Below are 22,324 nucleotides of genomic sequence, written 5' to 3'. Positions count from 1 at the left end.
CGGGCTAAGTCAGCCGCGAGACCGCCGCGGCGATGCGCTCGTCGGTGGCGGTCAGCGCGACCCGCACGTGCCGGGCACCGCCCGGGCCGTAGAAGTCGCCGGGCGCCACCAGGATGCCGAGGGTGGCGAGCCGCGCGACGCTGTCCCGGCACGGCTCGCCGCGGGTGGCCCAGAGATAGAGGCCGGCCTCGGAATGGTCGATAGCGAAACCGGCGGAGCGCAGCGCGGGCAACAGGGCGGCGCGCCGCCGTTCGTACCGCTCGCGCTGCACCCGCTCGTGGTCGTCGTCGTCGAGCGCGGCCACCATGGCGGCCTGCACCGGCGTCGGCACGATCATCCCGGCGTGTTTGCGCACGGCGAGCAGCTCGCCGACCAGGGCCGGATCCCCGGCGACCAGGCCGGCCCGATAACCGGCCAGCGACGAGCTCTTCGACAGCGAGTGGATCGCGAGCAGCCCGGTATGGTCGCCGTCGCACACCGAGGGATGCAGCACCGACAGCGGTTCGGCGTCCCAGCCCAGGCCCAGGTAGCACTCGTCGGAGGCGACGATCACCCCCCGCTCGCGCGCCCATCCGACGACCTTGCGCAGGTGGTCGACGCCCAGCACCCGCCCGGTCGGGTTGCTCGGCGAGTTCAGGTAGAACAGCGCCGGGGATTGCGGGCCCACCTGGGTCAGCGAGTCGGCGCGCAGAACCGGGGCCCCGGCCAGCCGCGCGCCCACGTCATAAGTCGGGTAGGCCAGCTCCGGCACCACGATCAGGTTCCCGCCGCCCAGGCCCAGCAGCGTGGGCAGCCAGGCGATGAGTTCCTTGCTGCCGATTACCGGCAGCACGGCCGCCTCGGTCAGCCCGGTGATCCCGAAACGGCGGGCCAGCGCGGCGACCGCCGCTTCGCGCAGTCGCGCCGTGCCGGCGGTGGCGGGGTACCCCGGGGCCGAGCTGGCGGCCGCCAGCGCCTCCCGGATCAGCGGCGCGACCGGGTCTACCGGGGTGCCGACGGACAGGTCGACGATTCCGTCCGGATGCGCCGCGGCCCGCGCCTTCGCGTCGGCCAGCGTGTCCCAGGGAAACTCCGGCAGGGACGCCGACACCGTTCCGCTCAGTCGCCCTCGCCCTGGGGCGGCAGGTCCTTGACGGCCTGCGGGTCGTTCTCGGTCAGGCCGACCTTCGCGGCGCCACCCGGCGACCCCAGCTCAGCAAAGAAGTCGGCGTTGATCTGTGTGTACTGGCTCCACTGCTCCGGCACGTCGTCTTCGTAATAGATCGCTTCGACGGGGCAGACGGGCTCACAGGCCCCACAGTCGACGCACTCATCGGGGTGGATGTACAGCATCCGGGCACCCTCATAGATGCAGTCGACTGGGCACTCCTCGATGCATGCCTTGTCCTTGATGTCGACGCAGGGTTCGGCGATCGTGTACGTCACAGACATCTCCTCCATGTACTGCGTGTGGGCTGCGGTTCGGCTCGCCGCGGCGCTCCGGCCGCGTCAGCGCAAGCATTCGGTTACTGATACTAGACGTTGCACATACACGTCAACCACTCGGCACCCCGGCGGTTCGCTGACGTGTCGGGGCCGGGCCGGGTGCGGCGGCCCCTGCGGCATTTCACCGAGGGCGAACACCCGTGTATAACGCCCTGACCTGCGCATAGTTACGATTAGAACTTCCTGTGCGATAACGCTTGCGATAGAAGATTGCTCACGGAGCCTGGTAGCCTCGACCGCAGACGGCAACCGTTGGGCAATGTCGTCGCCGTTTATCGACGGTGCATTGAAATGGGGAAGGTCCACAAAATGGTGAAGCTGTCGTTGACCAAACTGGCCGCTGTTGCTGGGGGTGTTGCTTTTGCGTTGACCGCCGGCTCCGGGATCGCATCCGCCGATCCGCTGGATCCGGTCATCAACACGACGTGCAACTACGGGCAGGTGATGGCCGCGCTGAACGCGACGGATCCGGCTGCTGCGGCGCAGCTGACCGCGTCGCCGATCGCGGTGAGTTACTTGAACCAGTTCCTGGCCTCGCCGCCGCCGAAGCGCCTGCAGATGGCCCACCAGATCCAGGCCATGCCGCAGGCCGCGCCGTACTTCAACGACGTCTTGTCGGTGGCCGGCAGCTGCAACAACTACTGAGCGCGCCAGCGCGTCAGTAGCCGCTGAGCAGTCGGCGCACCTGGCCCAGCAGTTCGGGGCCCGCGTCACTGCAAATCCGCGACGGGTTTCCGGGGCGGCGACCCCAGAGCAGTAAAACCCTTGCGGCGGAGTCGGTTTCGAGAGTGGCCGGGCCTTCGGGCCCGGCCATTCCGATTGAGGTCTTGTCGGCGTCCGCGGTGAGCACCACGTCGTCGCTGCCGAAGACGCGCAGCCGCGCCTCGATTCGCTCGCCCGGTTCCAGCGACTTGGCGCCCTTGGCGAGCAGCGGGCGTCCCACCGCGACGACGCTGTGCGTCGTCATCCAGGGCTCGGCGAGCCGGGCGGCGAACCCGGTGTCGTCATCTCCGGTGATGTCCCAGCCGTGCAGGACGAGTTCCTCGCGCATGTGCTCGGCGAACCAGGGCACCTTCATGGTGCGCCCGGTCCAGGCGACGTCGGTGTCCACGGGAACGCTCTCGGCGGCGGCCGCGACCTCGTCCAGCGTGGCCATCCGGTCGTGCAGCGCGTCCCAGAGGTCGGCGTCGTTCATCGCGCGCAGCGGGGCCTCTCGTTCCTCGAAGCCGCGCGTGCCGACGGGTTCGCCCTCCAGGTGGGCTCCCAGCACCCGGGCGAGCTCCTCGGCGTTTCCAGCCTGATGGATGACGATGTCGCGCACCGTCCACGCTTCGCACCAGGTGCCCGACTCGGGGCGACGCCGCTGCACCGCGTCCAGGAAGGGCTGCCATTCCGGGAACCGGTCTTGATCGATGTGTCGCTTCACGGGCTCGGGTATACCCGCGGGCACCGACACATAGTCGTTGGTGAGCGCGCGCAAAATGCCGCGCTTCCCGGCGTGTCGCCGTACAAACGCGCGCCCTCGCGACGGGAAGCTACGCGGCGAGCGGGGCGTACGTGGTGGTGCGCTGGCGTGCCGGGCGGCCGATGCCTTCGGCGATCGCGGCCAGCTCGGCCGCAGTCTTCGACGACCCGTGTTCGGACCCGGCCATGCGCGAGATGGTCTCCTCCATCAGCGTCCCGCCCAGGTCGTTGGCGCCGCCGTTGAGCATCACCCGCGTGCGCTCGACCCCGAGCTTGACCCAGCTGGTCTGGATGTGAGAAATGCGGCCATGCAACATGATCCGCGCCAGCGCGTGCACCGCCCGGTTGTCGCGATGGCTCGGGCCTGGCCGCGCCGCGCCGGCCAGGTACAGCGGCGAGTTCTGATGCACGAACGGCAACGGGACGAACTCGGTGAAACCGCCCGTGCGGTCCTGGATGTCCCGCAGCACGTTGAGGTGGCTCACCCAGTGCCGCGGGGTGTCGACGTGGCCGTACATCATCGTCGACGACGACCGCAGGCCCACCTCGTGCGCCGTGCTGACGATCTCGATCCACAACGAGGTGGGCAGCTTGCCCTTGGTGAGCACCCAGCGCACCTCGTCGTCCAGGATCTCCGCGGCGGTGCCGGGGATGGTGTCCAGGCCGGCCTCGCGCAGACTGATCAGCCACTCGCGAATGCTCAACCCGCTCTTGGTCACCCCGTTGGCGATCTCCATCGGCGAGAACGCGTGCACGTGCATCGAGGGCACCCGGGCCTTGACGGCGCGCACCAGCTCGGCGTACCCGGTCACCGGCAGTTCGGGGTCGATCCCGCCCTGCATGCACACCTCGGTGGCACCCTCGACGTGCGCCTCCCAGGCGCGGTCGGCCACCTCCTCGGTGGACAGCGAATACGCGTCGGCGTCGCCCTTGCGCTGGGCGAACGCGCAGAAGCGGCACCCGGTGTAGCAGATGTTGGTGAAGTTGATGTTGCGGTTCACGACGAAGGTCACGTCGTCGCCGACGGCGTCGCGTCGCAGCGAATCCGCCAGGGCGGCAACCGCTTCCAGCGCCGGGCCCTCGGCCGTCGCCAGCGCCAGATACTCCTCGTCGGTGCACCCCGCCGGATCGCGTTCGGCCGAGCGCAGCGCGGCGAGCACGTCGGTGTCCAGACGCTCTGGGGCGCGCACGGCCAGCTCGTGCACGTGCGCGCGGATCGATTCCCAATCGCCGAACGCGCTGTCGAGGTCGCTGCGGGCCGCGGTGTTGCGGCCTTCGGTGTCGATCGCCGCATTGAGGTCGACCCGGCCGGCGGACTCCACGTCGTCGGGCTCCTGCCACGGCATGCCCACCGGGTTGACGTCGCGGGCCAGGCCGGTCGCCGGATCCGCCAGGGCCAGAACGTGTCCGCGCACCCGCGGGTCGATCCACGCCGCGCCGGCCTGGACATACTTGGGTTGCGCGGTCAGCCGCTGCACCAGGTCATACCCGCCCTCGGCGGTGACCGCGGCCAGCTCGTCCAAGGCGGGCCAGGGACGTTCGGGATTGACATGGTCGGGCGTCAACGGCGAGACGCCGCCCCAATCGTCGACCCCGGCGCGGATCAGGGCCAGGCACTCCTCGCGCGACACCAGGTTGGGCGGCGCCTGGATGCGCATGCCCGGGCCGAGCACCAGCCGCGCGACCGCCACCGTCGCCAGGTAGTCCTCGATCCCGGCGTCGGGGAACGCCGCCATCGCGGTGTGCTCCTTGGCCCGGAAGTTCTGCACGATCACTTCCTGGACGTGCCCGAACTCCTTGTGCGACTTGCGAATCGCGTGCAGGGTGTCCGCGCGTTCGGCCAGCGTTTCGCCGATGCCGACCAGCAGCCCGGTGGTGAACGGAATGGACAACCGCCCGGCGTCGGTCAGGGTGCGCAGCCGCACGGCCGGGTCCTTGTCCGGGCTGCCGTAGTGTGCAAGCCCTTTCGTCTCGAAGAGCCGCCGCGACGTCGTCTCGAGCATCATGCCCATCGACGGCGCCACCGGCTTGAGCCGCGACAACTCCGACCAGCTCATCACGCCGGGGTTCAGGTGCGGCAGCAACCCGGTTTCCTCGAGGACCCGGATCGCCATCGCCCGCACGTAGGACAGCGTCGAGTCGTAGCCGCGTTGGGCGAGCCACTCCCGCGCCTCCGGCCACCGGTCCTCCGGCCGGTCGCCGAGGGTGAATAGCGCTTCCTTGCAACCGAGTTCGGCCCCGCGACGGGCGAGGTCGAGTATCTCGTCGGGCTCCAGGTACATGCCGGCGCCCCGCGCGCGCAGCTTGCCCGGGACGGTGACGAACGTGCAGTAATGGCAGCTGTCCCGGCACAGATGGGTGACGGGGACGAACACCTTGCGCGAATAGCTGATCGGCAGCCGCCCGCCCGGCCCGCGCCGCCCCGCCGACTCGAGGCCCGCGTCGCGCACCCGCGCGGCGCTCGCGCACAGATCGGCGAGGTCCTCGCCGCGCGCGGTCATGGCGACGGCCGCCTCCTCGACGTTGAGCGCGACCCCGTCCCGGGCCCGCCGCAAAACGCGCCGCAACGCCGACGCGCTGGCCTTGGGCGGAACGACGGGGCTAGGCAGCGCGGTGGGCGCCGGAGGCTCCGGTGTCAGTGGCACGTTGGTGTAACTTCCCCACGATCGAATTTCATCCGTTCGGCCCAACCTGTGCAGCTCTGGGCGGCGGTGCCATACGCGCAACAGTAGCGCCAGGCTCCCGCCGGTCTGCGGTCGACATCCCGGCGTCGCGGCCCCCGCGCGCGGGGGCTCCATTAGTTAAGTGTTTGACGAACTTGCCCGCCGGCCAGCAGCGATCGAGATAGCATCCGTCCTATCCAGGGAGGTACCGAATGTCGTTCCTATTCGCCACCCCGGAGGCGCTGGCGGCAGCGGCTTCGGACTTGGCTGGCATTGGTTCGACCATCAACAGCGCCAGCGCGGCGGCGGCGGCCCCCACGTCCGCGGTCGCGGCCTCGGCTGCCGACGCCGTGTCGGCCCAGGTCGCGGCGTTCCTCTCCGAGCACGGGCTGGGATATCAGCAGTTCAGCGCGCAGATCGCGCAGTTTCACGAGCAATTTGTCCAGACCTTGAGCTCCGGCGCGAACGCGTTCGCGGCGGCCGAGTCCAGTGCCGCGCAGAACCTCGCCGGTGCGGTCAACGCGCCCGCCGCGGCGCTGCCCGGCGCCGCGGAGAGCCTCGCCAACGCGGTGAACGCGCCCGCCGCGTCGCTGCTCGGCGGCGGTGGCGGCGGCGTCGCGGGCGTCGTCGGCGGCGCCGTGGCCAATGCGGTGAACCGCGTGGAGAGCGTGGTGGCCGGCTCCAACTTCCTGGGCGGCGCCGGACTGGTGGGCGGGGGCGGTGTCGCCGGCATGGTCGGCGGCGGCCTGTCCGCCGCGGTGAACGAGGTCGAGAGCGTGGTGGCGGGCCCCAACTTCCTGGGCGGCGCCGGCCTGCTGGGCTCCGGTCTACCGGGTGGCCTTTCGGCGCTTGCCGGTGAAGCCGGCGCGCTGTTGCCGACGGGCGGCATCCGCGCCCTCACCGCGGCCAGCGCGCTCGTCACACCGGCCGCCATGACCAACGCCGCGGTCGTGCCGGCGGCGTCCGGGTCGATCGGCGACGCGATCAAGGCCGGGTACCTGCTCGTCGAGCCGTATGTGCAGTACGGTTTCGACCTCGCCGCGTACGCGGTCGGTTACCTGCCCTACGTCGGCTGGCTGGCCCCCCAGATCTATTTCTTCTACGACCTTTTCGAGCCCATGGTGCAGGCCGGCCTGTTCAACACCATCGACTGGCTGCAGGGCAGCATCAGCTTCGCGCAAGGGCTGGCCAACTTCTGGGATGCCACCACGGCGTCGATCAACCAGTTCATCAACACCGAGATCTACTGGGCGCTCAGCTTCCTCCCGCCGCTGCCGCCGCTGCCGCCCTTCTTCCCGTAACCCGGGCCGTCAGCCCCGCAGTCCGCGCCGGAACAGCACCCACACCGGGGGCGCGACGCCCAGCGCGATCAGGACCAGGGCACCATAAGCCATCAGTCCCCGACCCCCCAGGATCACGTCGTCGCCGGGACCGCCCATGCTCAGCACGGCGACCGTCAGCAGCCACGTCCACAGCGGCAGCGCGGCCACCCGCGCGGAGCGGGTCCACAGGCCGGCGGCCCACACCAGTGCCGCGTTGACGAGCCCGCTGACCAGCGCGCTGATGGGGAACGGAATCGAACCTATATAGGAAGGAAGCAGCATCGCGCCGGCCAGCGCCGAGAGGATCCCGTCCACAGCCAGCAGCGCCAAAACGACGAAACGAATCGCGGGATCCGTGGCGCCGCCGTCCTGGATGGACGCGGCGCGTGGCTTGGTTTCGGTCAGGTCGGGACGCTGTCGACGTTGGCGAGTATCGAGCCGATGACCCACTGCAGGCTGTCGAGCCGGTCCTGCCAATGCTGCATATTGGGGTCCAGGTCGGGGTCCATGCGAATTCCTTCCGTGGCTGCCTGTTTGGCAGCCTACCGCGTTGCGGCCGCGGTCAAACCGAGTCCCGCGAGCAGGTCCGTCTCCCATCCGCGCCCGTCGCGCTCCCCCGCGGAGCCTTCCACCAGCACGTAGTGCTCGTCGGGCAGGATGGGCAGCGCGAAGTTGTTCGACAGCGCAAGGGCGCGGGCCGTCGGGCCGACGACGAGCTGGGTTTCGTGGGCGGCCAGGGCGGCGATCTTCGCCGCGAGCGCATCCGGGGCGGCCTGCACGACGGCGTCGATGTCGACATCCGCGTATCCGAAGTCGAACTCCTCTTGCGGCGGGACCATCCAGTCAGGCAGCAGGTCTTTCCGATCGAGATCCCGCCAGCCGGCCTGGAACGCGCTCGTGGCCAGGACCGTCCAGTAGAACTTGGGCACCGCCCAGGGCTCGCCCGGGTAATCGTCGGTGGCGGCGGCGGCGACCGCGGCGGTCGTCACGGTGTGGGTGTGGATGTGGTCGGGATGGCCGTAGCCGCCGTTCGGGTCGTAGGTCACGACGACGTGGGGGCGCTGCTCGCGGATGACGGCGACCAGTGCGCCGACGGCCTCGCGTTCGTCGGCGTCGATGAACCTCTGGCGACCCCGCGGCGGGGTGCCCTCCATTCCCGAGTCACGCCAGCGGCCCGCGCCGCCCAGATAGTGGGGCGCGTCGACGCCCAGCGCCCGCAACGCGGCCGTGAGCTCGCCGATCCGGTAGCCGCCCAGTTGGTCCGCGCGGTCGACGGCGAGCCCGGCCCATCGGTCGCCGATGACCTCGCCCTCCTCGCCGAGCGTGCAGGTGACGACGCGGACGTCCGCCCCGCGGGCGGTGTAATGCGCGATGGTGGCGCCGTTGGCGAGGCTCTCGTCATCGGGATGCGCGTGGACGAACAGCAGCCGGGGAGTCTCGGGCATGCAGGCACCCTACCCCCGTCTCGCCGAGGCTCGGCGAATAGGAACGCGGGCGGCTACTATCGAGAAATGCCGCAGCTGACCCAGGGCCGGAGCAGCGTCCGGAGCCGCCGACGTGGCGAGGTGCTCGAACGTGCGCTCTACGAGGCCACGCTGGTCGAGTTGGCCGAAGTCGGCTACGGCGGTCTGACGATGGAGGGCATCGCGGCGCGGGCGCACACCGGCAAGGCGGCGCTGTACCGGCGCTGGTGCAGCAAGCACGACCTGGTGCACGCCGCCCTGGTCTACGCGCTGCCGCCGACGCCCGAGCCGCGCTCCGGCCGGTCGGCCAGGGAGAACCTGCTGACAATGTTCACCTCGCACCGCGACATGTTGGCCGGAAAGACCACCTTTCCCGGCATGTACGTGGTCCAGCAGCTGCTGCACGAACCGGAGATGCGCACCATCTTCGCCGACGCCGTGGTGGCCCCGCGCCTGAAGGTGATCGAATCGATCCTGCGGGCCGCCGTCGAGGACGGCGACCTCGACCCCGCCAAGATCACGCCGCTGACCGCGCGCGTCGGGCCGGCGTTGATCAACCAACACTTCCTGCTCACCGGGGAACCACCGAACCGGCGCGAACTGGCGCTGGTGGTCGACACGGTGATCCCGCCGCGGGCGGCTCCTCAGACCTAGGCCATGAAAAGTCCGGCGAAGTCGGCACCGGCGGCCAGGGTCTGGTCGAAGATGCCCTCCAGCCCGCCGATGTTGCCGCCGTTGAACACCTGCGCACCGGTACCGGTCAGGACCGTGCCGACCGCCGGGAACTGCACGCCGCCCACGAAGCTGTTGATCGTTTGCTCGCCGGTGAGCAGCAACAGGTTGGGGATGTTGAACAGCCGGTTCAGCCCGCCGTTGAAAGCGGTGTTGGTCCCGAATGTCGCTGTCTCCCAAGCCACTTCGTTGCTCACCAGGTTGGCGTTGAACGCGGCCTCGGAAGGAATCAGGTTGGACAGGAAGTTGATCTGACCCGACGCCAGGCCCTGCAACCCCGCGGTGGGCGCCGCCACCAGCGCCACACCGAGGTTGGGTCCCGCCGCGAACAGCGATCCGTTGAGCATCGCGTTCAACGACGCCTGCAAGCCTGCCGCGTTGATCCCCGCTGTCAACGCGGCCTGGAGGGATCCGTTGCCGGTCAACGAGGTCGCTATCCCGCTGACGACGTCGAGATCCCACAGGAACTTGGTGTCCAGGGCGCCGAGGAACCCGCCGAGCGTGCCCCCGGCGATCAGATTGGCCGGCGCGCCGACCGAGAGGCTGGCCAGGATGGCGCCGCCGGTCGGAAGCTGCGCGCCCAAGATGCTGTCGAAGGTCACCTCGCCGGTGCCCAGCAGCAGGTTCCAGAAGTTGAAGGCGCTGTCGAGCGCGCCACCCAGGGCACCCGTGCCGCCGAAGAGCGCCGTCTCGATCGCCGTCTCCTGAGCGACCAGGGCCGTGTTGAGGCCGAGCTCGTTGGTGATCAGCGACGTGTTGAAGCCGACCTCCATCGCCTGCAGCTGGGTCAGGAACGCGGGTACGTTGGGCGCCGTCAGCAGCACCTGCCAGGGCGCAACCAGGTTGGCGAACAGCGTTGGAAGCCCGGCGAGCCCGAGGCTGAGGCCGCCGTTCAAGGCGAGGTTCAGCTGAGCGCTGAGCCCGTTGAGCCCGGCCATGATGTTCACGCCCAGGCTGGGACTCAAGCCGAGCGCGCCGCCCAGCGCGTTGAGCGCGACGGTCAGGTTGGCCGGCAGGGTGAGGCCACCCGACAGGGCCGGCAGCCCGGCGCTGAGGTTGGCGATCAGGGACCCACCGGTTTGCAAGGCACCGGACAGGGCGGCGCCGAGACCCGACAGGCTGCCGCCGAAGCCGCCCGAGAGCGCGGCGTTGATGGCGCCGTTCAGCCCGGCGAGCCCACCGGTGAGGCTGGCCTGCAGGCCCGGGAACCCGGCGGTCAGGCTCGTCACCAGCGCACCGCCCGTCTGGGCCAATCCCGACAGCCCACTGCCGATGTCCGCCGCCAGGGTGGCGCCGAGTGGCCCGAGGCCCGACAGGCTGCCGCCGAGGCCGGCCGAGAGCGCGGCGTTGATCGAGGCGCTCAGGCCGCCAAGCCCGCCGCTGAGGCTGGCCACGAGGCCCGGCAACGCGAGGCCCAGTCCGCCGGCCAGGCCGGCGCCGAGGTTCGCCGCCAGCGTGTTGCCGGCTTGGACCAAGGTCGAGAGGCCGGTGTTGAAGCCGGTCGCCAAGGCCGCGCCGAGCGGCACCAGGCCCGAAAGGCCGCCACTCAAACTGCCCGACAGCGCGGCGTTCAGCGAAGCATTCAGCCCCGACAGCCCGCCGCTCAGGCTGGCCTGCAGCCCGGGCAGCGCGGCGTTAAAGCCGCCCGCCAGCCCCGACAGCCCGTTACCGATGTTCGTCGCGATCGCGCCGCCGGTCTGCGCCAGCGCCGTCAGCCCGCCGTTCACGTTGGTCGCGATCGCCGCACCGAGGGGCGCCAGGCCGCCCAGGCTGCCGCCCAAGCCCAAGTTGCCCGACAGCGCGGCGTTGACCGAAAGCCCGATCGCGTTGATGTCGGCGCTGAGGCTGGCCGCCAGCCCCGAGATCCCAGCGCTGAAGTCGATGCCGAGCGCGGGCACCGCGCTCGCCAGCGTCTGCACGACGTTCACCTCGGCGGCCGCATACGCGCCCGCCCCCGCGCTCAAAGTTTGAACGAACTGCTGGTGGAATACCGCGGCCTGCGCACTGAGTTGCTGGTAGCCCGCGGCGTGCGAGGAGAACAATGCGGCAATTTCCGCCGAAACTTCATCGGCGGCCGCGGGTAGCAGTCCCGTCGTCGCCACCGCCGCCGCGGTGTTGGCCAAACCGATGGCGGCCGCAAGGTTCGCCAAATCCGTTGCGGCATCGGCAATCAGCTCTGGCGCTGCGATGAGAAATGACACTTCGACCTCCCCGATTCACCCCACGTGACCGCTGGCGACTGTTTTCCCGAGCAGCCGTTCAGCGATGGCCGCAGCGTATCGAAATGGTGTTGTGAAAACGTTTGTTTGCACGAACTGGCTTTGCAGGTATTGAATTCGGCGACCCGTAATTAATTCGTTACCTTTTTTGGGACGGCGGTATTAGATACCCATTTTTTGGAAAATGATTGTTTTCAATACCAATTAAATGGCGTTTACGGCCCGGTTTTGATCCATTGGCCGGCGTCTCCGACGATGCCGACGGGGACCGCGCCGGACAGGCTGACGTTTTGCACGCTGGGGCCGGCCGCGACGATCGTCGTGTCCTGCAGGATCGGCAGCACCGTGGACATGTTCCACAGTCGCGGCTCGACCGCGGTGATCACGTCGTTGATGCTCTTGGTGCCGTTCAGCGCGGCGTCGATGTTCGACTGGATGCTGCGGTCGCAGATTCCGGTGAGGTTCGACGGCGCCTGCACCAGGGCACCGGGCTCCGGCGCGCGGCTGGGCGGTGCCGACGTCGGCGTCGTGACGGTGGTGGCGGGCCCGGTGGACGGCGTGGGCCCGGCCGCGGGGGTGGTCGTGGCCACGTTCGAGGTCGGGACCGTCGTCGTCTGCAGCGCGGGGCAGCCGTAGCGCGAGGCCAGCAGCGTCGCCAGGTTGCCCCCGGCCCGGTGCCAGCCGACGATCGCGTCGATGGAGTTGTTGTTCAGCGCGTCGCGGTACAGCGTCACCGGGTCCAGCGCCAGCACCGTCGCCGCGATGCCGACGTTGCGCAGCTGGTCGGCGGCGGTGTTGGCCACCGCGACGGAGGTCGGGTCGTTCGCCGCCACCCCGATGATCAGCGACAGCTGCTGGCCGTCCTTGCTGATGCGGCCGCGGGTGACCTCGGGCGGCCCGGTGCTCGCAGGGGTCGGCGCCGGCGACGTCGACGTGTTGGGTTCGACCTTGTATCCGGAGCTCTCCAACAACGCCAGCGCGGCGGGCGTGGTCATCGCGGGCGGCGCCGTCGGCTCGTAGCCGGGGTCGCTCGGCGAGCGGATCTGGGCCTGGTCCAGCGTGACCGTGTTGTCGCTGCCGGCGCCGACGGCCGCCAGCAGATCGACGTCGAGCAGGCCCAGGATCGCCTTGCGGACCTGAGCGTCGGACAGCTTGGACTCGTTGGCGCGCAGCGTGAGCTGCATGACCCGCGGCGTCACGATCCGCGCGGTGCGCACGTCCGGGATGGCCGACAGCTGCGCGAAGGCCGCGGAGCCGCCGTGCACCTGAGCGACCTGGGTGTCGCCATTGCGCACGGAATCGGCCAAGGCGGCCGGCGCGCCGGCCCGGCGGAACAGGATCAGTGCGGGCTTGGCCGGCGGTCCCCAGTAGCGGTCGTTGCGGGCGATCAGGATCTCGTCGCGCTGCGGGTCGATGCTCTCCACCCGGAACTGGCCGCCGGTGACCGGCAGGGCCCGTGCCAACCCGGCCGCGAATCCGCCCGGCACGTCCTTGACGATGTGGGCCGGCAGGATGTTGCTGAACAGCTCTTTCCACGCGGGATACGGCTGCGCGAACGTGACGACGGCCTGCTTGCCGCCCTCGAGCGACTGCACCCCGGTGATGAGGTCGTACCCGGCCGGATCGACGACCCCCGGCTGGCTGACCATTTGGCGCCACAGGTACCAGAAGTCGTCGGCGGCGATGGGCGCGTTGTCGGTCCACTGCGCCTCGGGCCGGATCTTGTAGGTCACGGTGAACGGGTTTTGGCTGGTCACGTCCGCGGACACCAACAGGGTCGGGTCCATCTCCCAGCGCGACCCCGTCGGCGTGGCGGGATCCGGCACCGGCCGAAACGCGCTGGGCAACACCAGCGCGCTGATCGCCGCGTTCACCGGCGACAGGTCGCTCAGCAGGTGCGGGTTGAACCCGGCGCCGATCGAATCGATGCCCATGATGATCTGGGTGGGCCGCTGCGGCGGCGGCGCCGAATTGTGCGGCGTGTCGGTGCTCTGCGGCGCCGGCGGCGGGTTGACCGTGCACGCCGCCAGCACCAGCCCGACCAGCGAGACCAGCACGCCGACCCTCAGGAACAGGCGGCTGGCTCGTCTCGGCACGCCCATCAGGGTATCGAGCAGCTGCTCAGCAACCCGGCCAACCACGCCCGTGACGCGGCCCGGCGCCAAGCCGCTAGCCCCGCGCCTTGGCCCGCGCCCGGCTGCGGGCCCGGGAGGTGGCGTCGAGCTCGACCTTGCGCACCCGCACGATCTCGGGGGTCACCTCCACGCATTCGTCGGGCGCGCAGAACTCCATGGCCCGTTCCAGGTCGAGCTCCAGCGGCTTGGCCAGCGTCTCGATGACGTCCGCGGTCGACGACCGCATGTTCGTCAGCTTCTTCTCGCGCGTCACGTTGATGTCGAGATCCTCTGGGCGCGGGTTGATTCCGACGACCATGCCCTCGTAGGTGTCCTGCCCGGGCTCGACGAAGAACTGGCCCCGGTCGGCGAGCTGGATGAGCGCGAACGGCGTGATGGTGCCCGACCGGTCGGAAACCAGCGAGCCGGTGTGGCGGGCCCGGATCTCCCCCGCCCACGGCCGGTAGCCGTCGAACACGGCGTTGGCGATGCCGGTGCCGCGGGTCAGGGTGAGGAAGTCGGTGCGGAAGCCGATCAGGCCGCGGCTGGGCACGACGAAATCCATCCGGACCCAGCCGGCCGCGTGGTTGGCCATCTCCTCCATCCGGCCCTTGCGGCCGGCCATCAATTGGGTGATCGCGCCGACGAATTCCTCGGGGCAGTCGATCGTCATCGCCTCGAACGGCTCGTGCAGCTGACCGTCGATGGTCTTGGTGACCACCTGCGGCTTGCCGACGGTCAGTTCGAAGCCCTCGCGGCGCATCTGTTCGACCAGCACGGCCAGGGCGAGCTCGCCGCGGCCCTGCACCTCCCACGCGTCGGGCCGGCCGATGTCGACCACCCGGATCGACACGTTGCCGACCAACTCGGTGTCCAGCCGGCTGCGGACCATCCGCGCGGTGAGCTTGTGGCCGGAAACCTTGCCCGCCAGCGGCGAGGTGTTGGTGCCGACCGTCACCGAGATCGCCGGCTCGTCGACGGTGATGCGCGGCAGCGCGTGGGCGTGGTCGGGATCGGCCAGCGTGTCGCCGATCATGATCTCGGGGATGCCCGCCACCGCCACGATGTCGCCGGCGATCGCCTCGTCGGTGGGGCTGCGCTCGACGCCCTCGGTGGCCAGCAGCTCGGTGATCTTGGCGCTGGTGATCACCGGCACCCCGTCGACCTCACGCATCCAGGCGACCTGCTGGCCCTTGCGCAGCTTGCCGTTGTAGATGCGGATCAGCGCGAGCCGGCCGAGGAAGGCCGACGCGTCGAGGTTGGTCACCAACGCCTGCAGCGGCGCCTCGGGGTCGCCCGACGGGGGCGGGATGTGCTCCATCAACACGTCGAACAGCGGGTCGAGGTTGTCGCCGGCGGGCACCTCGCCGTCGGCCGGCTGCTCGGTGCTCGCGATGCCCGCCCGCCCGGACGCGTACAGAGTCGGCAGGCCCAGGGCGTGCTCGGCGGCCTTGGCCGCCTCGTCGTCGAGGTCCGACGCGACGTCGAGCAACAGGTCGTGGCTGGCGTCGACGACCTCGGCGATGCGGGCGTCGGGCCGGTCGGTCTTGTTGACGACCAGGATGACCGGAAGATGCGCGGTCAGCGCCTTGCGCAACACGAACCGGGTCTGCGGCAACGGGCCCTCGGAGGCGTCGACCAGCAGCAGGACGCCGTCCACCATGGACAGCCCGCGCTCCACCTCGCCGCCGAAGTCGGCGTGGCCGGGGGTGTCGATCACGTTGATGACCGTGACCGTCCCGTCGCTGTTGTGGCGGTGCACGGCGGTGTTCTTGGCCAGGATGGTGATGCCCTTTTCCTTTTCCAGGTCACCGCTGTCCATGATGCGTTCCTGGGTGTCGTCGCCGCGGTGGTGCAACGCCCCGGATTGCCGCAGCATCGCGTCGACCAGGGTGGTTTTCCCGTGGTCGACGTGGGCGACGATGGCGACGTTGCGGAATGGCACGTCGGTGATTCTGGCAGCGGGGGCCTCAGATAGCGAACCGGCCGACCCGGTGGGCCGCCCGTTCAGTGTGCGTCCAGGGCCGCCACCTCCGGCGTGTCGTCAGCCTGGATACACACCAAAAGCCATGGCTGCATACTCGACCACATCACCAGCCGCGGCGGCGGGGCGCCGACCCGATCAGCTCGTCGGTGTCGGCCACGTCACGGCTGCGGTAGACGATGTAGGGGCGGAACAGATAGCCGATCGGGGCGCTGAACGCGTGCACCAGCCGGGTGAACGGCCAGAGCGCGAACAACGCCAGCGCGATCGCCACGTGAATCTGGTAGTAGAACGCCGCGTGCGCCATCAGATCGCCCCGCGGATCGAGGATCCAGATCGACCGAAACCAGACCGACACCTTCTGGCGGTAGTCGTGCAGCTCGCCGAAGTGGGTGGCGCCGGCCAGGGTGCAGCACAGCCCCGCCACCAGCGCGCAGCCGAGCACCGCGTACATCAGCTTGTCGTTGCGGGTGGTGGCCGCGAACACCGGCCCGTGAGTGCGCCGCCGGTAGATCAGCAGCCCGATGCCGACGATGGTCGCGAAGCCGGCGGGCACGCCGAGCAGCAGCGCCTGCAGGTGATAGATGTGATCGCTCATCCCGACCGCCCGCGTCCAGGACTCCGGGACGAACAGGCCCATGACGTGGCCCATGATGACGGCCAGGCTGCCGAAGTGGAACAGCGGGCTGCCGATCGAGAGCAGCTTGGACTCGTAGAGCTGCGACGAGCGGGTGGTCCAGCCGAACTTGTCGTAGCGGTAGCGCCACCAGGTGCCGACGGCGGCGGTTGCCAGCGCGACGTAGGGCACGTCGTCCCAGAAGATCTCGATCAGCTTCATGTGCACCATCGTCAGGCTCCCTTGCTGCGCCTCGGCGGTACCGTCAACGTGAACGGTTGCAGCCCAACGGCTTCCGTGGGAGGGCCGGCTTGCGCCAGGCGCTCGGCCCGGCGCGCCTCCTGGTCGGTCGCGGCCGGCAGCGTCGAGCAGACCGCCGCGACGGCGTGTTCGTAGGGCGACTCGATCTCGGCCAGGGCGCCGCGCAACACGTCGATCGGAATCCGGTGCGCCGTCAGCAATCGCCGCCCGGCGTCGGGGTCGACGGTGGCGGCGAATTCGAGCACCACGGGCAGGTGATCCGGCGCCTCGGAGCGGGGCGGTTCGACGCCCGCGTCGCGGTAGGCGGTGGCGAAGGCCAGCATTTCCCGGCCGCGGTTGCGCGTGTCCCCGGCGGTCCAGTACGTCAGGTACATGGTGGTGCGCCGGCGCATGTCGAAGGTCTCGACGTAGCGTGCCGCGGCCGCCATCGGTTCGAGGGCACGCAGGGCGGCGACGGTGCGGCCGAGCAGCGCGGCCGCCGGCCCGCCGGCATGGCTGCGCAGTTCGTCGACGGTGTCCAGCCGCTCGGGCAACCGGTCGTCCGGATAGGCCAGCAGCAGCGACGCCGCCTGCCACACCAGCCGGTCTCGCGTCACCCGGTTGCCCGACCGCTCCCGGACCTGGGCCAGCAGCCTCATCGCTGCGGCTCCTCGGGAAACATGCCCGCCAGCGCCTGGCGGCCGTCCCAGTTGAGCAGGTTCACCCGCCCGTTGCCGTTGGTGTTCTCGCCGCGCTGACGTTGCTTGAGGGCGTGAAATGTCTCCACGGCGACCGGGACCGGGGTGCCGCTGCCCCCGCCGAAGGGCCCGGAATCGTACATCCCCGGGCCGCCGTCGCCCGACAGCGAGCAGCCCATCTCCTCGAGGTCACGCGCCTGGGCGCTGACCGCCGTCGGAATGACGTATCGCTCTTCGTATTTCGCGATGGCCAGCAGCCGGTACATTTCGTAGATCTGTTCCTCGGTCATCCCCACCGAGTGCGGGATGTGCGGCTGGGTCTCGCGCCCGAGGTTGATGTCGCGCATGTAAGACCGCATCGCGGCCAGCCGGCGCAGCACGCCTTCGACGACGGAAGTGTCACCGGCCGTGAACAATTCGGCCAGGTATTGCATGGGGATGCGCAGCGCGTCCAGCGCGCCGAAGAGGTTGCCGAGGTCCTCGCCGTCGTGGCCGTCGCGGCTGACCGCGTCGACGACGGGCGAGAGCGGCGGGATGTACCAGACCATCGGCATGGTCCGGTATTCCGGGTGCAGCGGCAGCGCCACCCGGTAGGTGTTGATCAGCGCGTACACCGGCGATCGCTGTGCCGCTTCGATCCACTCGTCGGAGATCCCGTCGGCGCGCGCGGCGATGATCACCTCGGGGTCGTTGGGATCCAACAGGATCCGGCGCTGCGCCTCGTACAGGTCGGTGTCGTTTTCCACCGACGCCGCCTCCAGCACCCGGTCGACGTCGTAGAGCACCAGCCCGAGGTAGCGCAGCCGGCCCACGCAGGTTTCCGAGCAGATCGTCGGCAGGCCGACCTCCATCCGCGGGTAGCACAACGTGCACTTCTCGGCCTTGCCCGTCTTGTGGTTGAAATACACCTTCTTGTAAGGGCATCCGGATACACACATCCGCCAGCCGCGGCAGCGGTCCTGGTCCACCAGCACGATGCCGTCCTCGCTGCGCTTGTACATCGCGCCCGACGGGCACGACGCCACGCACGACGGGTTCAGGCAGTGCTCGCAGATCCGGGGCAGGTAGAACATGAAGGTCTCTTCGAGTTTGAGCTTGACCTCGTCGCTGACCTTCTTCAAAATTGGGTCCCCCGAGAGGATCTCGGGCGACCCCGCCAGGTTGTCGTCCCAGTTCGGGCCCCACGACACCTTCATCGGCTCGCCGCTGATCATGCTCCTCGGCGCGGCCGTGGGAAAGGTGTCACCCGCCGGCGCGGTGGTCAGGTTTTCGTAGTCGTAGGTCCACGGCTCGTAGTACTCGTCGATGGTGGGCAGCTTGGGGTTGGCGAAGATCCGCAACAGCTTGTGGATGCGGCCGCCGTCGCGCAGCCGCAGCCGGCCCTTCTTGTCGCGGATCCAGCCGCCGCGCCAGCGCTCCTGGTCCTCGTAGGTGCGCGGATAGCCTTGCCCAGGACGGGTTTCGACGTTGTTGAACCACACGTACTCGGTGCCGGCGCGGTTGGTCCAGGCCTGCTTGCAGGTCACCGAGCAGGTGTGACAGCCGATGCACTTGTCCAGGTTCATCACCATCGCCAGCTGCGCCATGACTTTCATCGTCAGTACGTCACTTCCTGGCCGCGGCGGCGCACCACCGTCACCTCGTCGCGTTGGTTGCCGGTCGGGCCCAGGTAGTTGAACCCGAACGAGTGCTGGCCGTAGCCGCCGGCGAGGTGGCTTGGCTTGATCCGCACCCGGGTCAGCGCGTTGTGGTTGCCGCCGCGCTTGTTGTTGGTCTCGGTGCGCGGGGTGTCCACGGTGCGTTCCTGGACGTGATAGACATACACCACGCCGTCGGGCATTCGGTGCGACACGATCGCCCGGCACACGTAGATGCCGTTCACATTGACGGCCTCGACCCAATCGTTGTCGCGCACACCGATTTTCGCCGCGTCCCCGGGGCTCATCCACATCGTCGGGCCGCCGCGGGACAGCGACAGCATGTACAGGTTGTCCTGGTAGGTGGAGTGGAACGACCACTTCGAGTGTGGCGTCAGGTACCGGACCGTGAGCCCGATCCCGTCTTCGGTCGGCCCGAGCTCCGGCTGACCGAACAGCCGAGTCATGTCCAGCGGCGGGCGGAAGACCGGCAGGTGCTCACCGAGTTCCTCCACCCAGTCGTGGGCCAGGTAGAAGTGCATCCGCCCGGTCAGCGTGTGGAACGGTTTGAGGTTCTCGATGTTGATGGTGAACGGAGCATAGCGCCGCCCACCGGTTTCGCTGCCCGACCATTCCGGGCTGGTGATCACGGGCACGGGGCGCGCCTGGGTGTCGGCGTAGGTGATGCGGCGCTCCTCGCTGCCCTCGGCCAGGTGTGCCAGCCGCTGGCCCGTGCGCTTCTCCAGCTCGCGGAAGCCCTCGACGGCCAGCCGGCCGTTCGTCGTCCCGGACAGCAGCAACAGCACGTCGGCCATCCGCTCCGCGCTGGTGACGGCCGGGCGCCCGGCCGCCACACCGGAATTCATCACGCCGAACTTGGCGGCCAGTTCCTCCACTTCACGGAACGGATGCACCGTGACGCCCTTGGTGGTGACGCCGAAGGTGTCGACGAGCGGACCCAGGGTCAGCCACTTGTCGTAGACGGCGGCGTAGTCGCGTTCCACCACGGTGACTTTGGCCATCGTCCGCCCCGGCACCGGGGTGGAGCCGTCGTGCAGCCAATCCCGTTCGGCGCCATCGGGATAGGCCATCGCGTCGGGCGTGTCGTGTTGCAGCGCCGTGAGCACCACGTCGCTGCGGGTGCCCAGGTGATCCTTGGCCATCGCGCTGAAGGCGCGGGCGATGGCGCCGAAAGCGTCGTAGTCCGAACGGGTTTCCCAGGGCGGGTCGGTGGCGGCGCTGAAGGCGTGCACGTAGGGGTGCATGTCGGTGCTGGACAGGTCGGCCTTCTCGTACCAGGTGGCCGCCGGCAGGACGACGTCGGAAACCAGTGTCGTCGAGGTCATCCGGAAGTCGATCGACATCATCAGGTCGAGCTTGCCCTCCGGGATGTCCCCGTCCCGCGCCGGCTCGGCCTGCGCGTTGGAGTCGGTGCCCAGCAGATGCCGCAGGAAATACTCGCCGCCCTTGCCCGACGAGCCGATCAGGTTGGCGCGCCAGACGCTGAGCACCCGCGGCCAGTTGCCGGGGTCGTCGGGGTCGCTCACGGCCAGCTTGAGCTTGCGCTCGCCGAGTTGCTCGGCGACGTACTCGGCGGCGTCGCGACCGGCGGCGCGCGCCTCGTCGGCGACGTCGAGGCTGGACCGGTCGAACTGCGGATAGAACGGGCTCCAGCCCATCGCCACCGACGAGGCCAGCAGGTCCATCGTGTGCTTGCCCGCGAACCTGCCCCGCCCCACCGGGCTGGCCAGCTTGTCGGCGCCGTGGCCGTCGTAGCGCCATTGGTCGGTGTGCGCGTACCAGTACGACGCGCCGGGCACCTGCCGCGGCGGGCGGGACCAGTCGGTCGCCATCGCCATCGTCTGAAATCCGGTGAGCGGACGCACCTTTTCCTGGCCGACGTAGTGCGCCCATCCGCCGCCGTTGCGGCCCATCGACCCGGTCAGCATCAGCAGCGCCAGCACGGCGCGGTAGATCGCGTCGCTGTGGAACCAGTGGCAGATGCCGCCGCCCATGATGATCATCGACCGTCCGCCGGATTCCTCTGCGCTGCGGGCGAATTCCTTGGCCACCCGGATCGCCTGCCCGGCCGACACCCCGGTGATGGGTTCCTGCCATGCCGGGGTGTTCGGCTGGCTCGGGTCGTCGTAGCCGGTGGGCCAGTCGCCGGGCAGCCCGGGGCGCGCCACCCCGTACTGGGCGAGCATGAGGTCGAACACCGTGCAGACCAGGTGGTTACCGACCTGGCGCACCGGCACTCCGCGCGCCACCGTGCCGCCCTCGCCGTTGACCGTGTCGAAGCTGGGCAGGTGCACCAGCGCGGTGGCGCCGGTCCCCTCGACGCTGAGCGCCGGCTTCAGCTCGCCGAGGTCCAGGTTCCACTTCCCGACGCCGTCCTCGCCGTACCGGAACCCCAGCGAGCCCTGGGGAACCGCAACGGAATTCGTCGTCTCGTCGAACACCGCCGGCTTGAGCGCGGCGTTGTCGACCGCCTGGCCGATGTCGGCCGCGGTCAGGTTCTTGCCCGGCACCAGCATCTCGCCGCGGCGTTCCAGCTTGATCAGGAACGGCAGGTCGGTGTAGCGGCGCGCGAAGTCGACGAAGAACGGAACCTGCCTGCGCACATAGCATTCCGACAGGATCACGTGACCCATCGCCATGGCCAGGGCCCCGTCGGTGCCGGCGGCGCAGGGCATCCACTCGTCGGCGAACTTGGTGTTGTCGGCGTAGTCGGGGCTGACGGTCACCACCTTGGTGCCGCGATAGCGGGCCTCGGCCATCCAGTGCGCGTCCGGCGTGCGGGTGATCGGGACGTTGGAGCCCCACATCATCAGGTACGCCGCGTCCCACCAGTCCCCCGACTCCGGCACGTCGGTCTGGTCGCCGAACACCTGCGGCGAGGCCACCGGCAGGTCGGCGTACCAGTCGTAGAACGACGTCATCGCGCCGCCGATCAGCTCGACGAACCGCGAACCGGCCGTGTACGAGACCATCGACATCGCCGGGATCGGGGAGAACCCGGCGACCCGGTCCGGGCCGTAGGCCTTGATGGTGTGCACGTGGGCGGCCGCGATCAGCTCGGTGGCTTCGGCCCAGCTGATCCGGACCAGGCCGCCCTTGCCCCGCGCCCGCTGGTAGCGGCGCCGCCGCTCCGGGTCGGCCTGGATGTCGGCCCACGCCAGCACCGGGTCACCCAGCCGCGCCTTCGCCTCGCGGAACATCTCGACCAGCACGCCCCGCGCGTACGGGTAGCGCACCCGGGTGGGCGAGTAGCTGTACCAGGAGAACGATGCACCGCGCGGGCAGCCCCGCGGCTCGTATTCGGGCCGGTCCGGACCCACCGAGGGGTAGTCGGTCTGCTGGGTCTCCCAGGTGATGATCCCGTCCTTGACGTAGATCTTCCAGGAGCAAGAGCCGGTGCAGTTCACCCCGTGCGTGGAGCGCACCACCTTGTCGTGGCTCCACCGGTCGCGGTAGAACACGTCGCCTTCGCGGCCACCCCGGCGGGTGACGGTGCGCAGATCGGCGGAGAACTCGCCCGGGGTGAAAAATCGCCCACTGCGTTCCAGTAGCTCCTCGAGCGGTCCACCGACATGGGGGGTGACGGTCAAGGGATAAGCCTCCTAGTGGATCCACGTTGAACTTCGCCATCCGGTTCGAATGCCATCCGGGCGGCGGGCGTCGCGC

At 69.6% G+C, this 22,324-nt stretch carries 16 protein-coding genes; 3 read left to right on the top strand and 13 right to left on the bottom strand.

Annotated elements, in window-relative coordinates; all coding sequences use genetic code 11:
* Positions 1-4: 4 nt before the first annotated feature.
* Entirely contained in the window at positions 5-1,090 is a 1,086-nt protein-coding gene (gene dapC, locus A5712_RS07540; RefSeq protein ID WP_156766459.1) for a succinyldiaminopimelate transaminase, read from the bottom strand.
* A gap of 8 nt (positions 1,091-1,098) precedes the next feature.
* Complete coding sequence (gene fdxA, locus A5712_RS07535) at positions 1,099-1,425, bottom strand: ferredoxin (protein WP_068103127.1); 327 nt, start codon at positions 1,423-1,425, stop codon at positions 1,099-1,101.
* 372 nt (positions 1,426-1,797) lie between these two features.
* Between fdxA and A5712_RS07530 the strand changes: the two genes are divergently transcribed.
* Complete coding sequence (locus tag A5712_RS07530; protein ID WP_067151130.1) at positions 1,798-2,130, top strand: hemophore-related protein; 333 nt, start codon at positions 1,798-1,800, stop codon at positions 2,128-2,130.
* 13 nt (positions 2,131-2,143) lie between these two features.
* Here A5712_RS07530 and A5712_RS07525 read toward each other — a convergent pair whose 3' ends face one another.
* Complete coding sequence (locus A5712_RS07525; protein ID WP_068103125.1) at positions 2,144-2,911, bottom strand: maleylpyruvate isomerase N-terminal domain-containing protein; 768 nt, start codon at positions 2,909-2,911, stop codon at positions 2,144-2,146.
* A 109-nt stretch (positions 2,912-3,020) separates the two neighbouring features.
* Positions 3,021-5,588: a bifunctional FO biosynthesis protein CofGH gene (locus tag A5712_RS07520; protein WP_156766462.1), complete on the bottom strand. Its 2,568-nt coding sequence runs from the start codon at positions 5,586-5,588 to the stop codon at positions 3,021-3,023.
* 236 nt (positions 5,589-5,824) lie between these two features.
* On the opposite strand from A5712_RS07520, the gene A5712_RS32435 reads away from it, so the two are divergent.
* On the top strand, positions 5,825-6,913 hold the full coding sequence (locus A5712_RS32435; protein ID WP_068103089.1) for a PE family protein: 1,089 nt from the start codon (positions 5,825-5,827) through the stop codon (positions 6,911-6,913).
* A gap of 9 nt (positions 6,914-6,922) precedes the next feature.
* Here the strand turns inward: A5712_RS32435 and A5712_RS07510 are convergent, their stop codons facing one another.
* On the bottom strand, positions 6,923-7,384 hold the full coding sequence (locus A5712_RS07510) for a hypothetical protein (protein WP_068103087.1): 462 nt from the start codon (positions 7,382-7,384) through the stop codon (positions 6,923-6,925).
* A gap of 92 nt (positions 7,385-7,476) precedes the next feature.
* The gene (gene mshB / locus A5712_RS07505; protein WP_068103085.1) at positions 7,477-8,379 is read right to left on the bottom strand and encodes an N-acetyl-1-D-myo-inositol-2-amino-2-deoxy-alpha-D-glucopyranoside deacetylase; all 903 of its coding nucleotides are present in this window, start codon (positions 8,377-8,379) and stop codon (positions 7,477-7,479) included.
* A gap of 66 nt (positions 8,380-8,445) precedes the next feature.
* Between mshB and A5712_RS07500 the strand changes: the two genes are divergently transcribed.
* Positions 8,446-9,051 (top strand): TetR/AcrR family transcriptional regulator, encoded by a 606-nt coding sequence (locus tag A5712_RS07500; protein WP_068103084.1) that lies wholly within the window; start codon positions 8,446-8,448, stop codon positions 9,049-9,051.
* Here A5712_RS07500 and A5712_RS32430 read toward each other — a convergent pair.
* The 7 genes from A5712_RS32430 to A5712_RS07465 all read right to left on the bottom strand — a co-directional run bounded on the left by A5712_RS32430 (position 9,048) and on the right by A5712_RS07465 (position 22,248).
* Positions 9,048-11,330 carry a PE family protein gene (locus A5712_RS32430; RefSeq protein WP_068103083.1) on the bottom strand — a complete coding sequence of 761 codons (2,283 nt, stop codon included), beginning with the start codon at positions 11,328-11,330 and terminating at the stop codon, positions 9,048-9,050. The genes A5712_RS07500 and A5712_RS32430 overlap by 4 nt on opposite strands.
* Positions 11,331-11,563: 233 nt before the next feature.
* Entirely contained in the window at positions 11,564-13,450 is a 1,887-nt protein-coding gene (locus A5712_RS07490) for an ABC transporter family substrate-binding protein (protein WP_197519325.1), read from the bottom strand.
* A 67-nt stretch (positions 13,451-13,517) separates the two neighbouring features.
* A complete protein-coding gene (gene typA, locus A5712_RS07485) occupies positions 13,518-15,407 on the bottom strand; it encodes a translational GTPase TypA (RefSeq protein WP_068103082.1) in 1,890 nt (629 codons plus the stop codon).
* A gap of 145 nt (positions 15,408-15,552) precedes the next feature.
* The gene (narI, locus tag A5712_RS07480; RefSeq protein ID WP_156766458.1) at positions 15,553-16,293 is read right to left on the bottom strand and encodes a respiratory nitrate reductase subunit gamma; all 741 of its coding nucleotides are present in this window, start codon (positions 16,291-16,293) and stop codon (positions 15,553-15,555) included.
* Positions 16,294-16,295: 2 nt separating this feature from the next.
* Entirely contained in the window at positions 16,296-16,961 is a 666-nt protein-coding gene (gene narJ / locus A5712_RS07475; RefSeq protein ID WP_068103078.1) for a nitrate reductase molybdenum cofactor assembly chaperone, read from the bottom strand.
* Entirely contained in the window at positions 16,958-18,595 is a 1,638-nt protein-coding gene (gene narH / locus A5712_RS07470) for a nitrate reductase subunit beta (RefSeq protein ID WP_068103076.1), read from the bottom strand. Before narH ends, narJ begins: the two co-directional genes overlap by 4 nt.
* 2 nt (positions 18,596-18,597) lie before the next feature.
* Complete coding sequence (locus tag A5712_RS07465; RefSeq protein ID WP_068103073.1) at positions 18,598-22,248, bottom strand: nitrate reductase subunit alpha; 3,651 nt, start codon at positions 22,246-22,248, stop codon at positions 18,598-18,600.
* Between the last annotated feature and the right edge of the window lie 76 nt (positions 22,249-22,324).

Source organism: Mycobacterium sp. E2327, from assembly GCF_001672675.1.
Taxonomy (GTDB): Bacteria; Actinomycetota; Actinomycetes; order Mycobacteriales; family Mycobacteriaceae; genus Mycobacterium.
This window is presented reverse-complemented; position numbering and strand designations above follow the sequence as displayed.

What these genes read in the sequence shown, in the direction of transcription:
- A5712_RS32435 (WP_068103089.1), top strand. Translation starts at nt 5,825, where the DNA reads ATGTCGTTCCTATTCGCCACCCCGGAGGCGCTGGCGGCAGCGGCTTCG.
- mshB (WP_068103085.1), bottom strand. Translation starts at nt 8,379, where the DNA reads ATGCCCGAGACTCCCCGGCTGCTGTTCGTCCACGCGCATCCCGATGAC.
- A5712_RS07500 (WP_068103084.1), top strand. Translation starts at nt 8,446, where the DNA reads ATGCCGCAGCTGACCCAGGGCCGGAGCAGCGTCCGGAGCCGCCGACGT.
- A5712_RS07490 (WP_197519325.1), bottom strand. Translation starts at nt 13,450, where the DNA reads ATGGGCGTGCCGAGACGAGCCAGCCGCCTGTTCCTGAGGGTCGGCGTG.
- narI (WP_156766458.1), bottom strand. Translation starts at nt 16,293, where the DNA reads ATGGTGCACATGAAGCTGATCGAGATCTTCTGGGACGACGTGCCCTAC.
- narJ (WP_068103078.1), bottom strand. Translation starts at nt 16,961, where the DNA reads ATGAGGCTGCTGGCCCAGGTCCGGGAGCGGTCGGGCAACCGGGTGACG.
- narH (WP_068103076.1), bottom strand. Translation starts at nt 18,595, where the DNA reads ATGAAAGTCATGGCGCAGCTGGCGATGGTGATGAACCTGGACAAGTGC.